This is a genomic window from Sinorhizobium sp. Y406 (assembly GCF_058732025.1).
Genome location: NZ_CM178975.1, coordinates 1867547 through 1879736, shown reverse-complemented (window position 1 = coordinate 1879736; position 12190 = coordinate 1867547). Strand labels below are relative to the sequence as shown.

Below are 12190 nucleotides of genomic sequence, written 5' to 3'. Positions count from 1 at the left end.
CGAGCGCCCTCATTCTCCGCCCGCATGTCGAGGCGGGCGAGCCGTGCTCGTCGGGCAGCGCTGGCGCGTGGCATGAGTGAAGACTTCATGGAGAGCGGACGCGAGCAGCCGGAACAGCAGGATCGGCCGGACACGGTGTTTCAGTGATCTCGTGTCTCTTCTCCTCACCAACTGCGGACGAGTTCAACCGGGTTTGAAAGCCTGCCGGTGGAGGAGTGGTCGCTATAAGCTTTGGCTCGCTCGCGCCAGTGCCGTCCGAGAATCTAGTGCGTCGTGTCCGCCAGCCAGAGGCGGACGTCCTGAATGGAGCGCATGAGGACCGATGGATTGCCCCGCGAGGCGATGAAGCCCCAGCCCTGCCAGTAGCGTTCGGCTTCGGCGTCGATCGCCCGGACGACGACGGCGCGGCCGCCGACGATCTCGGCTCCGGCGACGCAGCGGCGTAGCGCATCCTTGACCAGTCCGCTGCCGATGCCTTGTCCGGCATAGCGTTGATCGACGGCAAGCTGCCCGATGAGGAGGCAGGGAATGGGGTCTGGGGGGCGCCCGGTGCGGATTGCGCGCGGCGCGCTGTTTGGCTGGATCACGCTTGGGGCGAGCCCGTAATAGCCGACGACGGTGCCATCGTCGTGAACGACGAGAACACGGGTGAAGTCGCGCGCCTGATTGGCCCGGGCAAAGCCGCTCAGCCACGCATTGAGGGCCGGCTTGCCGCAGTCGAAAGCGTCGAGCCGATGCGTGTCGTCAAGGAGTTCGACACCTGAAAGCGCCACCTAGCGCTCCCAGGGCGCTGACCGGCGCAGCCGCTCGGCCGCCTTCGGCGGCGGAGAAGCCGGCGGGGCGGAGATCGCCTGGATGAAGGCGTCATAGGCGTCGGGCGAGAGGCGGATGACGGTTTCGTTGAGGATCGCCGCCTGGGCCTCATGCAATGCCGCACGGCGCATGAACTCCGTGCGCGACAGGCCGAGCAACTCCGCGCCACGATCGATGATCGTCAGATCATCGTCACGGAACCGCATCGAGACGGGTGTTTCCTTCCTGGGCGTTGTCGTGGCCATGGCTCGCTCCTGTGTTGCGAGCATATATACAATTCCGTAATGCGGATTGCAATACTTCGATTCAGCAGCGTGCCGCCGCGCTTCGCGCGGCGGGTTTCCAGCACGCATGCGCGCGACGAACCCGACGATCGTCGTCCCAAGAACAGAGGGAAAACGGCGCTCACGCTCCGTCTCCTGAAACCTGCCAGACCGGGATACCAAAGCGACGCGCCTTGTCGGCGAGATTGCCGGTGATGCCGGAGCCAGGGAAAATGACGACGCCGGCTGGCATGACCGACAGCATGTCGTCATTGCGTCGGAAGGGCGCGGCCTTGGCGTGCTTGGTCCAGTTCGGCTTGAAGGCGATCTGCGTCACCTTGCGCGCTTCCGCCCAGCAGGCGGCGATGCGTTCGGCCCCCTTCGGCGAGCCGCCATGCAGCAGCACCATGTCGGGATATTTGGCAAGGGCCTGGTCGAGCTTCGCCCAGATCCGTTCGTGATCGTTGTAGTCGATGCCGCCGCCGAAGGCGATCTTCGTGCCGCCGGGGATCAGCACTTCGGTCTCGGCGCGGCGGCGCGCGGAGAGGAAGTCTCTGGACTCGATCATAGCTGCGGTCATGTTGGCGTGGCTGACCTTCGAGCCGGTGCGCGGCCGCCATGCCGAGCCGGTCTGGGCTTCGAAGAGATCGGCCGCATAGTCGCGCATGAACTCGAAGGCGTTGCGGCGCTCCAGAAGCGTGATGCCCTCGGCGATGTGGCGCTCCAACTCGACGCTCTTCACTTCGCTGCCGTCCTGCTCGCGCTGGCCGGCGCGCTGCGCGTCCTCATTGCGCTGAAGCTCCCGCTGGATGCGCTCGCCGGCACGGTGGAAGAGGTTGACCGTCGACCAGAGCAGGTCTTCGAGATCGGGCTCCAGCCGCGTGTCGCCAAGCATCTCGAACATGGCGTCGAAGACTGCAGTCAGCGCCGACTGGACAACCGGCTCTTCGGGCAGCGGCCTCGGGTCCGGCTCGTCCTGGAAGGGGCGATGGCCGTAGATCTGGATCTCGTAGATGAAGCGGTCGGTCGGGGAAGACGCATGGTGGGGTTCGAAGGCGTCGTCGAGGGGAAGGGTAAGGTTCATGATGGTCTCCGTCGGTTGCGGCCGCGCCTCTCGCGGCCTGACGGCGATCCCTCTCCATGGGGTGGCGGGCCGGAACCGCGGCGCTTGAGCGCCGCGGCCCAGCGAAGCGCCGGGCGGCGGAAGAGGGTTTCTTGGCCCGCGAGGAGCGCCGGCTCAGCCGGCGCGGGGAAGAAACCCGACTGACCCGCTGAAGGCCCGACAGCCACATGGTAAGGGTCGCCTCCCGGCAGGCCCGCGGGCGCGCCAACCAGAACGGCGACCGGCAAGGACCTGCCTCGCCTGCAACGTACCTCACGGCCGGTTCACGGAAGGCAGGAAGGCCTGCTTGTCTTCTGGCACGAGTTGCACCCGGAGGCTGGCGGTGAGCCGGTCGGGGCCGAGCCGGCGCAGGTCCTCGTTGAAATCGCCTAGTTCCGGGGCGAGCACGAGCGGCAGGATCCCGAGCGCCTGCGCGCGGCGGCTCAATCCCTCGATGCCATGCCTGCCGGCGGCGTCGGCGTCAGCGGCGATGTAGAGGCGCAGGCATCCGGCCGGAAGGCGGAAGGCGGTGAGGTGATTGGCCGTCAGCGCCGAGACCATCGGCATGCCTGGCATCACGTGCGACAGCGACAGAATGCTCTCGATCCCCTCGCCGGCGGCCATCACCGGCACGGGCGCATTACCGGGAAAGTGGAAGCGGACGGCATTGCCGAGCAGGTCGCCAAGGGCACGGCGGGGGGTATCGACCTTCGCCTTGCCGACGCCGTCCAGATCAAGGTAGGTACGATGGACGGCGGTGACCGCGCCGAACCCATCAGTCACGGCGGCGATCAGCGCCGGAAAGCTCGCCGTCCAGCCGGTCACAAGATCCCGGTAATAGCAGGACGGGTGGAAACGCAGGGCCGGGTGCAGGGACCCTCGCAGGACGGCGCGCTGGCGCAGATAACTGTCGGCAAGCGTTCCCGCGAGGGGCTGTGTCATACGAAGTAATCGTCTCGCGCGCTCCGCAGCCGGCCTATCAACCGGCGGATGGTCGCCGGCACCGCCCCTGCGGCACGACACCGGGTCGGGTTGCGAAAGCGTGAGGAAGTGTCGCGCCTCATCGGCGACATCGCGAAAATCGACAAGCCCGCAGGTTTCGCGCACCAGATCGAGCAGGTCGCCATATTGGCCGGTCGCGCTGTCTGCCCAGCGGCCGGCGCGCGGGCCGGTCAGACGCACATAGAGCGAGCGGCCGTTGTTGTTGGCGACGTCGCCAACAATCCAGTAATTGCCGGCTCGCCGGCCGGCGGACAGGTAATGTCGGCAGACCGCCTCGGCATGATGTGCGAGACGATCCGCCAGATCCGAGGCGGAGAGCATGAGGTGACCTCCATCACGACCGGCTAACGATGTCGAGCAGGCGGTAGCGCTGCATCAGTTTCGAGAGGATCGCCGGGCGGTCCTCGGTCGTCGGCACGAAGAAGCGGGCTGGAAAGTCGAGAAACAGGTTGCCCAGTGAAGGCATGAGCGACTGCAGGCGATAGATCATCATCGATAGACTCCAGAGCGGGCCGCCGGAGACCTCCCCTCCAGCTCCTCTCCCGCCCACTCCCGGCCGGCCACTCTCTTCCTCTGGCGCAGACCGTGCCGCCCCCGCCTTTCGCAGCCGACCGCAGGCACGCCCCAGATACTATCAGATTTGAGATAGTATAGGGGGCGGTGTTCGTGTACATACTTCCGAGGATGACCGAAGGGTTTTGCCTTCCAGCGAGACGACGAGGAGGAGAGGCATGCGCAAGTTTGTGATCGGCGACCGAGTGCTGGATGAGCGCGACCGGGAACTCCAGACGCTGCTTCCGCACGCTTACGACCAGCGGCTTCGACCGATGTGCATGTGCACGGTGTCACCGGTTCCGATGTATATCGCACGGATGGACGACCAGTATCTCATCAAACGCATGCCGTTGTCTGGACGTGACCACGATCCTGCCTGCCCCTCCTATGAGCCGCCCTACGAGCTCTCCGGTCTCGGTCCCCTGATCGGCACCGCGATCCAGATCGACGCCAGCGGCAAGGCCGGCCTGAAGCTCGATTTTTCCTTGACGAAACGCGGGCCACGCTCGGCGCCGACCGCACCGACAGAGCCATCGGAGCCAGGCATTCGCAGCGAGCCCAAAAAACTGTCACTCAAGGCGATGCTGCATTATCTGTGGGAGGCGGGCGAACTGACGGAATGGCGCTCTACCTGGGCCGGCCGTCGCGGCTGGGGCCGGGTGCGCACCAGCCTTATCAATGCCGCCTCGCAGATGACTACAAGGGGCGTTCCCCTGAGCGATATGCTCTACGTGCCGGAGCTGTTCCAGCCGGAGGACAAGGACGGAATCGCCGCTCGGCGCGCCGCGGCGCTCAAGGCTGTGCAAGCGACGGGTTCGGGACCGCGCAAGCTGATGATCATCGTGGCCGAGGTGAAGGAGTTTTCCCCGGCGCGCGAGGGACAGAGGATCGTCGTGCGGCACATGCCCTTCCCTCTGATGATCGAGGACGGCGCATGGCGACGGCTTGCAGCCCGCTATGAGACCGAACTCGAACTGTGGCGATCGAACGAGGCGTTCCATCTGATCGTGATCGCCACCTTCGGCATCTCGACCGCCGGCATCGCGTCGGTCGAAGAGGTCGCCCTGATGGTGGTCAACGAGCACTGGCTGCCATTCGAGGACATCCACGAATTGCGATTGCTGGAAAAGCTCGGACATCTCAAGCGAAAGAGCGTCAAGGGGCTGCGCTTCAACCTGCCGCGCGATGCGCCGATCGTGTCGGTGACATTGCCGGAGCAGAAGCCCGCCCCCATCGCAATGTTCATCGTGCCGGCGAGCGCCGGAGTTGAATACGAGCACGCACTCACCGGTATGATCGACACTAGACCGGAGATCGCACCCTGGATCTGGCGGGTGGCCGAGGGCGAAATGCCGAAACTCCCCTGATATCTGCAGGAACGGCTCGGGGCGTTGACAGAGCGAGGCGAACAAGAGCACCTCATCCCTGTCGAAGCCCCCTCTCTCCCGCGGTGCTTCATGAAACCTGAGAAAAACCGTTCATCGTCGAGATTAAGAACCGGCGCAGTCTGTCCCGAAAGGAGCGCCCCACTTGGGGGAAAGATCGACCTGAATGTGGCCATCGATCAGGTCGCGAGCGAACACGCCGGCCAGGATGACGACGGCACGATGAGGCCGATGTCGTCTGGATCAGTAGCAAAGCAGAAGCCCACGGATATCATTGGATAATCGCTTTGGACCTGCGTCCAGCACATTCGATCGGGACAAACGTAATTGGGGCGCGACGATCAGTTGCTGTTTTCGCTGACGACCTTGGGCGAGTTGCGCTCGATTCTCACCTCCATGGCGGCCAGCCGCGAGCCGAAGATAAGCGGGCCGCTCAGTGTTTCGAAGACCGGATGCAGCACCGGCCTGACGATGGTAAGACGGGCGGCAATCTCGTCGATCTCGGTTTCGACATCGATGGTCTCGCCGTTGTCGTCCGTACCGATGATCAGGAGATTGCCGGCCAGCGGAGACGCATAGCCCTCAAGTTCCGCCACGCAGGGCAGGGTTTCGCTGAGACCGCTATCGTCGACGACGATGGCGTGGCGTTCGTCGATACGGACCATGTCGATAAGGTCGCATTCGATCAGGCTGCGGATGACGCCCAACCGGTTTTCGGCGGGTATCGATACGATGCGGATCGTGCCGATCAGCGGTTCTACGAGATAGGTCTTGGCGGTTCTCATGGTGTGTCTCCCGAGATTGGTCATGGCATTGTCTTTCCGTGAATGCGAAAACCCGGCGCAACGGCCGGGCGATGAAGGAGGATGGGGACGTGCTGGTGAGCGGACCGCAATCAGGCGGCGCTTTTGAGCAGCTTTCGTGCCTTGCCTTCGAGTTCCAGCCGTGTGTCCTGGTGGGCCTTTCCGCGGGCGAGCGCCGTGATGCCCTGGACGAAATCGAAGATGGATTCCGGCGGACGTCCTTCTTCGGAAAGCACCGTTTCGATGATCTTGCCGGTCTCGGCCTTCGAGAAGCCGCGCTTGCGCAGGAAATCCGAGCGGTCCTCGTCGTTGCGCGCAACGACCCGTTCGCGCGCCGCGCGTATGCCGGCGATGAAGGGCGCCGGCGAGGAATTGGCGAAATTCGCCAGCGCGGGTGCTGCCTCGTGGGCAAAGCGCTGCGCCGCGAACTTCGAGTGCCGGATGGTGATTTCCTCGAAATTTTCGGTGCCCCATAGATTCCTGTTGGCACAGACAGCGCGCAGGTAAAAGCTTGCAATCCCAAGCGTTTTCGAACCGACTTCGGAGTTCCACGCATAAAATCCGCGGAAGTAGAGATCCGGTTCGCCGTTCGGCAGGCGACCGGCCTCGATCGGGTGCGTGTCGTCGACCAGGAAGACGAAGACATCGCGGTCGCTGGCATAGAGCGTCGTCGTGGCCTTGGTGATGTCGACGAAGGGATTGTGGGTCATCGTCGACCAGTCGAGGACACCGGGCACCTTCCAGATCGAATCCCCGGTGCCGTTGCCGGCGATGTTCATGATGGCCGCGATCAGTTCATGGTCCCAAATGCGGCCGTATTCGGGGCTGGTCACTGCCCGCAGTTCGACGTGGCCGTCATCCATCTCCAATGTTTTCACCAGTTCTGAGCGGTTGTTGAGGAGGCCGTGCTGGAGGTTGATGGCGGCGAGCGGCGCGGGCAACTGGCGCATATAGCTTGCCGGCGCACCGACCAGGCTGCAAAGCTGCCCGTAGCTCCAGTGCGTGGGCGCCAGCGGCTGACGTTCGCCTGGGACGATGAGGGAGATGCTCTCGGCATTGTCGCGGGTCGCTTCCACGCGGATCTCCGCGCTTTCGACCGTTCGAACCCGGGCGCGCTCGGTTCGGGCGCTGACCGCGCGATGAAGGTCGGAGAGCGACAGGAAGCGCTCGTCGTCGGGGCGCGAGAACCACTCGGATGAGACGCGGCCAATGCGCTCGCCGCGCGACATGTCGACCTTGAAGCCGCCGGATACGGACCGGGAACTGGAAACCATAGTGTTCATGATGAAGTCTCCTGAAACGAAAGAGCCCGGTTGCCGCACTTGCGCCACCCGGGCTGGTGAGGTGGATGCAGGATCGGCGCCGCGGCACCGGATCGGCGCGGCAACGCAAGCGAAGGCGGAAGACTCTCTCTCGGGTCTCCCGAAGCCGCATCTGTCACCTGCCCTCCTCCCCCTCTCTCGGCATCGGAGGATGCGCGGGTTTGCAGCTTCGCAGTCACTGGTTCGGGATGGGTGCGTGATGATCTCAGGCGGCGTGACTGCGCGCCGCGGTCGCGTCGGATGATCGCCCAACGCCGGTAATAATGCGGACGCTGGCGGCAAGCGCGGGTATGTCGTCGAGCAGCTGGAGCCCGACGAAGTGGTTGGGGCCACCGGTGAAATCCTTCCGCCCCTTGCAGGTGCGGATGAGGATGCCGTGGCCGGGCGACAGGTCGAACTGCCCGACCTGCAGGTAGAATTGCTCGTGGTGCAGCGTGATCTCGCCACTGGCGGCGATCCCCGCCTTGTTGGACCGGATCTCGTAGGAACCGGCTGCAAGATGTTCGGCCGCCAGCTTCTTCAGCCGGGACCGGGTGGTGGAATGGAAGCGACACTTCTGCTCGTCGTCGTATGAGCAGGATTTTGCCCATTGAATCATCTCGATGCTCCTCGAAATGGCGACGGCCCGGTCTCCTGTCGGAGCCGGGCCATGTGATTGAAAGCATGGTGGAAAGTGGCTCAATCGCCGCTTTGTTGTTCGTCGTCGGTTTCGTCCTCGTCGGCGGCAAGACCCGAGAGATGGTCAATCAGGCTGCGGGAAAGGTCTTTCTCCTCGGCCCCCAGACTAATCAGCAGCGGGAAGCTGTCCCAGCCGGCTTCGCCGGCGTTGCGCTCGATTTCCTCATGCGTGTCGTTGTGCATCACGTGGCTCGTCCTTCGACGGCATCCGCGCTGACCTCGTCGGCCGCGACCTCTTCAAGACGAGCGCGGCGATAGCCGGCCTGGCGAGCCAACGTTCGGCGGCGTCGCGATTATCGGCCAGATGCAGCAACTCGACGTTATCGCCGACTACCTGAACGACGCAGACCTGACCGGGTCTGAGGCGTTCCAGCACCCGGAAGCTCAAATCGCTTTCGATCCCATAGGTGCGCATGACCGGCACCAGGACGCCGCCCTCGCCGAAGTTTCCTTCATGCAGGCTAAAGCATGGCGAGCTGCTGTAGGTCGGCCGCTCCCGACGAGGCTCCTTGCGCACGATGCGGCCGACGCCATTGCGTCGTTCCCACGCGGCGAGCTTCTTCGTGAAGCGGGCGGGCGCTTTGGGCTGCCCGTCGGAACCGGCGGGCCAACGAACCGAGCGCTGCAATGTCGAAAATGAGTGATGCGGACATACAGTTTTCTCCTAGTCCGGAAAAGCAAGAAGGCCCGGCGCGGTTCCGGGCCTTGGGTGGAGTGGTTTGAGGACGGGGTCACTCCGCAGCGTCGAGCTGGCGATGCTCTTCGTGATCGGAATCCTCGGGAGCCGTGTCAGCGCCTTCGGCGCCCTCGGTCAGGAATGCCGGTGGGTCGACGCCGGCGCCTTCGGTCGGGTTGTCCTCGATGACCTCATCCGCGCCGTTGTTGCCGTCCTCGGCTGGAGCTTCATCGACCACGAGCCGCAGCGGCTCGGGGAGCCATCCGCTGCCTTCCAGCAGCCGGGCGGCTTCGCGCGCCATGTCCTGTTTCTTCAGGTGATCGATGAGCTGCGCCGTCTGCTCGCCCTTTGCTTCGCGTACCGCCTGCAGGATATGGGCCTTCGTGACGCGACCGAGGTAGTTGTCGACCGTTGGCGACCAGCCGGCCCCGACCATGTCGAAGCCGATCGAGCGGGCGACCTGCTCGGCATGCACAATCGCCGCAGGCCGCCGGTTCCACGGCTGGACGACGGCATTGAGGGACAGCGAGACGCAATGTGCGAACAACGCCTCCTGGCTGACCTCATCGAGCGCGATCAGATAGTCCCAGACCTCGCTGGCATTCTTCGGAAGATCGTGGCCCCACGCCTCATGGCGCTGCTCGATCTCCTTCGCCCAGGCCGTATCGCCCAGTCCCTGCGTCTGAGTGAACTTCGCACTCTGAAGCGTGACCTCCAGGCAGGAGTCCGAGCCGTAGCCGTAGGCGAAGTACGTCTTCAGGACGAAGATATGCAGGACGGCAACGAAGGCCATGACCGGATCGTTGGCGAGGGCGTTGCGGAGCGCCACGGTGCGCGCCGCCGTCAGGTCTTCGATGACGCGGTCGGACAGCGGACGAATCCTGTCATCGTCCTCCTCCGGCGGCTCGACGGCGACCGGCTTGCCGTTGATCGACACTCCGCCGGCCGTGGAAGCCGCGTCCGCATCATCGCCCTCGCCATCGTGACCATCCGCGTCAGTTTCTTCGGTCTCGACGACAGGCTCGTCCTCGGGCCTAACAAAGCCGCGTTCGATCTTCAGCTCGCCGCTGGCGCCGAGCGAGATGAAGGCACCACCGCGTGCGACCTCGTCCCTGTCGAAGACATAGGTACGGTCGTTCAGCCGATCGAGCTCGTTGCCGAGTTCCTCCAGGCGGGTTTCCGTTTCCTCGCAATAGTCTGCCGCTTCAGCATATTCCGCGTCGAGCTTGTCGTACTCCGCCTTCACTGCATCATGGCGAGCGAGTTCTTCTTCGGTGAATTCCGCCCGCTCACCGTAGAACCGGCGCAGGCCCGACGTGTGGCCGTAGGGAAAGTCGATTGCAGCATCAACCCACTTCCAGCCCTCTCCGGCCTGCAATTGTTCGGCGTCGGTCTTCAGCTTCTCGAACACGAGCTGCTCGAGCAGTGCCGGATCCTGGAGCCATCCTCCCTGGTCCTCATCGAAGAGGTCGCGCATGACGACGCCACCGGCAGCCTCGTAGGTTTCGAGACGGACATAGACAGCGCGGCGGTCGGCGGCGCGCACCGCGGATTCGGTGAGCAGCCGGCGGATGTAATACGGTTCCTGGACAGTTGACCGCGACACCGTATCCCAGACCTGCTCCTGGCGAACATGGTCGTTGGTGATCGAGAAAGCCATCACCTGCTCGAGTTTCATCTCGTCGTTCGCATAGAGCTCGAGCAGCCGCGGCGAGACCGAAGCGAGCCGCAGGCGCTGGCGCACCGTCGAGACCGAGACGAAATAGCGGGCAGCGATTTCCTCCTCGCCAAGGCCCTGGAGGTGCAGGGTCTGGAACGCCCGGAATTGGTCGAGCGGGTGGAGCTGGAGGCGATGGACGTTTTCGGCAAGCGAATCGTCTTCGACCGAGGTCGCGCCGCCGCGCTTGACGATGCAGGGGATCGGTTCCGTCTTCGCCATGCGCTTTTGCTTGATCAGCAGTTCGAGCGCACGGTAGCGGCGGCCGCCGGCGGGGACCTCGTACCGACCGCTTTCCTCATCATTCTCGCCGATGATCGGCCGGACGTTCAGGCTCATGAGGAGCCCACGTAGGGCGATATCGCTGGCGAGATCCTCGATGGAAACGCCCGCCTTGATGTTGCGCACGTTCTTCTGCGAGAGTTCGAGCTTGTCGAAGGGAATATCTTCCGACCGGTCGAGGGTGATTTTCTGAATGGCCTTTGCCATATCGCTTCTCCGTGGCGGGCCGGCCGGAGCCTCTCTCCGAACCTTTCAACCCGTCACGGTCTCCCCTCCCTCCTCTCCCTCTGCCGCCCTCCATTTACCATCCCTCGCTTGCCATCCCCTCCGGCCGCGGCGGCCACGCCGCGGCTTCCGCCAACAGTTAGCGCCAGCGAAAAAGGCATAGCTACCCTGCACGATAAAAGATTGCCGATCGCACGATCGCACACGAAATGAGCATATTGACTGCGGCTGATGCAGGGTGATGGCTTTTCTTCCCAGTGCCACCGCGTCGGCTGTTCCCCTCTGGAGGTTATATACCTTCACATCTCAAACGGCCTCGGTCTTCCCGCGGCCCGATTTTTTATCTCAGGCAGGACCAGGGACCAGGTCGTGTCGAGCCGGAGCAATAACCGGGCGCTTTGGACCGCTTGGTTTACCTTCCAAGCATCGGTGACGCTATCCGGCAAATTCCAGATCTCGGCGCCGGCAGCGGCACAGGCTGAAGCAGCGTCGCGGAGCGGATGACGATGGGGCTAGGGCTGGGGATCGGGACCGAGGCGAAGGCGACCACTAGGTCACCCCGGGCAACGAGCTCGAATTCCAGGTCAATTCTATCTATCACTAAAGGCCGGCGGCGATGCATTCCGCCTTCAACCCTTCAGTCGGGCCGGAAAACCTGGCATTTCCGATGGCGATGACAATGCCGTCGCCGTTGCGACGGCACGATAGACTCAGCCGTTTCAATGCCCCACGCCAGCGGTGCGACCTCGCTATTCGGCACCAAATCGTTCAAGCATCTTCTTGAGCCAAAGGTTCTGTGCACTAAGCTGTTCAGCCAGCAATCTCTTCAGGCGCCTGTTGTCTGCCTCGAGGGCGACAAGCTCGTCCGCGGAGATCCGATTGTCGACAGTCCCGATCTGCGCAGTTAGATCCTCGTGCCTCACCTTCGAGCTGAGCGTGATCCTCTGAGTGGCGATGTGCTTGGCGCGCTTTCGAGGAGTGGCAGTTGATGTTGTTCGAGGCTGCGATGCAAGTTGGCTCTCCTGCACCTGCCCAACTGCTTCGGCTGGATGATTGGCCTCGCGTTGCTTCACAATGTCAACGTCTTCACTGTTGGCAAATGGTATCGCTGCTAGTGCAACGTCGACATCGTCGGCGCGCTCGTTGACAGACTTTGCATTGATCGGATCAGCCCGCCTGGTTTCACCTGGGTCGGGCGCAGGATTTGAGTTGAACAGATGCGACGCCGCATATTCCACTTCGCGGGTCAAAGCCTTGAGATCTGTGTCTCCCCAAATTGAGGTCGTCTGGGCTTTTGGCCGGCGTCGCCCCGACTTGAATTCGACAACGAATCTCCGTTGTGGCGTCTTCATCTACTTTTGATCCCA

Annotated in this window: 12 protein-coding genes and 2 pseudogenes; 2 read left to right on the top strand and 12 right to left on the bottom strand. The window is 63.5% G+C overall.

Annotated elements, in window-relative coordinates; genetic code table 11:
- Nucleotides 1-5: 5 nt before the first annotated feature.
- Nucleotides 6-147, top strand: a pseudogene (locus AC4P1R_RS25675) (AbrB/MazE/SpoVT family DNA-binding domain-containing protein); the annotation flags it as partial.
- A gap of 116 nt (nucleotides 148-263) precedes the next feature.
- Here the strand turns inward: AC4P1R_RS25675 and AC4P1R_RS25670 are convergent.
- From AC4P1R_RS25670 to AC4P1R_RS25650, 5 genes are all read right to left on the bottom strand, one after another.
- Nucleotides 264-773: a GNAT family N-acetyltransferase gene (locus AC4P1R_RS25670; RefSeq protein ID WP_492178246.1), complete on the bottom strand. Its 510-nt coding sequence runs from the start codon at nucleotides 771-773 to the stop codon at nucleotides 264-266.
- Nucleotides 774-1058: a type II toxin-antitoxin system TacA family antitoxin gene (locus AC4P1R_RS25665; RefSeq protein ID WP_069461332.1), complete on the bottom strand. Its 285-nt coding sequence runs from the start codon at nucleotides 1056-1058 to the stop codon at nucleotides 774-776.
- Between the two features lie 160 nt (nucleotides 1059-1218).
- A complete protein-coding gene (locus tag AC4P1R_RS25660; RefSeq protein ID WP_151613221.1) occupies nucleotides 1219-2160 on the bottom strand; it encodes a DUF2493 domain-containing protein in 942 nt (313 codons plus the stop codon).
- Between the two features lie 291 nt (nucleotides 2161-2451).
- Nucleotides 2452-3501 carry a DUF7146 domain-containing protein gene (locus AC4P1R_RS25655; RefSeq protein ID WP_151613220.1) on the bottom strand — a complete coding sequence of 350 codons (1050 nt, stop codon included), beginning with the start codon at nucleotides 3499-3501 and terminating at the stop codon, nucleotides 2452-2454.
- A 13-nt stretch (nucleotides 3502-3514) separates the two neighbouring features.
- Nucleotides 3515-3673, bottom strand: a complete 159-nt coding sequence (locus AC4P1R_RS25650; RefSeq protein WP_165614767.1) for a hypothetical protein — start codon at nucleotides 3671-3673, stop codon at nucleotides 3515-3517.
- A 238-nt stretch (nucleotides 3674-3911) separates the two neighbouring features.
- Here AC4P1R_RS25650 and AC4P1R_RS25645 point away from each other — a divergent pair, with 238 nt between their 5' ends.
- Nucleotides 3912-5102 (top strand): DUF1173 domain-containing protein, encoded by a 1191-nt coding sequence (locus tag AC4P1R_RS25645; protein ID WP_151613219.1) that lies wholly within the window; start codon nucleotides 3912-3914, stop codon nucleotides 5100-5102.
- Between the two features lie 359 nt (nucleotides 5103-5461).
- On the opposite strand, the gene AC4P1R_RS25640 is transcribed toward AC4P1R_RS25645, so the two are convergent.
- From AC4P1R_RS25640 to AC4P1R_RS25610, 7 genes and pseudogenes are all read right to left on the bottom strand, one after another.
- The gene (locus AC4P1R_RS25640) at nucleotides 5462-5905 is read right to left on the bottom strand and encodes a DUF3846 domain-containing protein (protein ID WP_492178245.1); all 444 of its coding nucleotides are present in this window, start codon (nucleotides 5903-5905) and stop codon (nucleotides 5462-5464) included.
- 110 nt (nucleotides 5906-6015) lie between these two features.
- Nucleotides 6016-7206, bottom strand: a complete 1191-nt coding sequence (locus tag AC4P1R_RS25635; RefSeq protein WP_151613217.1) for a DUF932 domain-containing protein — start codon at nucleotides 7204-7206, stop codon at nucleotides 6016-6018.
- A gap of 244 nt (nucleotides 7207-7450) precedes the next feature.
- Nucleotides 7451-7843 (bottom strand): hypothetical protein, encoded by a 393-nt coding sequence (locus AC4P1R_RS25630; protein ID WP_151613216.1) that lies wholly within the window; start codon nucleotides 7841-7843, stop codon nucleotides 7451-7453.
- Between the two features lie 80 nt (nucleotides 7844-7923).
- The gene (locus tag AC4P1R_RS25625; RefSeq protein WP_492178244.1) at nucleotides 7924-8106 is read right to left on the bottom strand and encodes a hypothetical protein; all 183 of its coding nucleotides are present in this window, start codon (nucleotides 8104-8106) and stop codon (nucleotides 7924-7926) included.
- Nucleotides 8106-8576 (bottom strand): annotated as a pseudogene (locus AC4P1R_RS25620) (UCP036055 family protein). Before AC4P1R_RS25620 ends, AC4P1R_RS25625 begins: the two are co-directional and overlap by 1 nt.
- Before the next feature lie 78 nt (nucleotides 8577-8654).
- The gene (locus tag AC4P1R_RS25615; protein WP_492178243.1) at nucleotides 8655-10805 is read right to left on the bottom strand and encodes a ParB/RepB/Spo0J family partition protein; all 2151 of its coding nucleotides are present in this window, start codon (nucleotides 10803-10805) and stop codon (nucleotides 8655-8657) included.
- Nucleotides 10806-11572: 767 nt separating this feature from the next.
- Nucleotides 11573-12175 carry a hypothetical protein gene (locus AC4P1R_RS25610; protein WP_492178242.1) on the bottom strand — a complete coding sequence of 201 codons (603 nt, stop codon included), beginning with the start codon at nucleotides 12173-12175 and terminating at the stop codon, nucleotides 11573-11575.
- Nucleotides 12176-12190 lie beyond the last annotated feature (15 nt).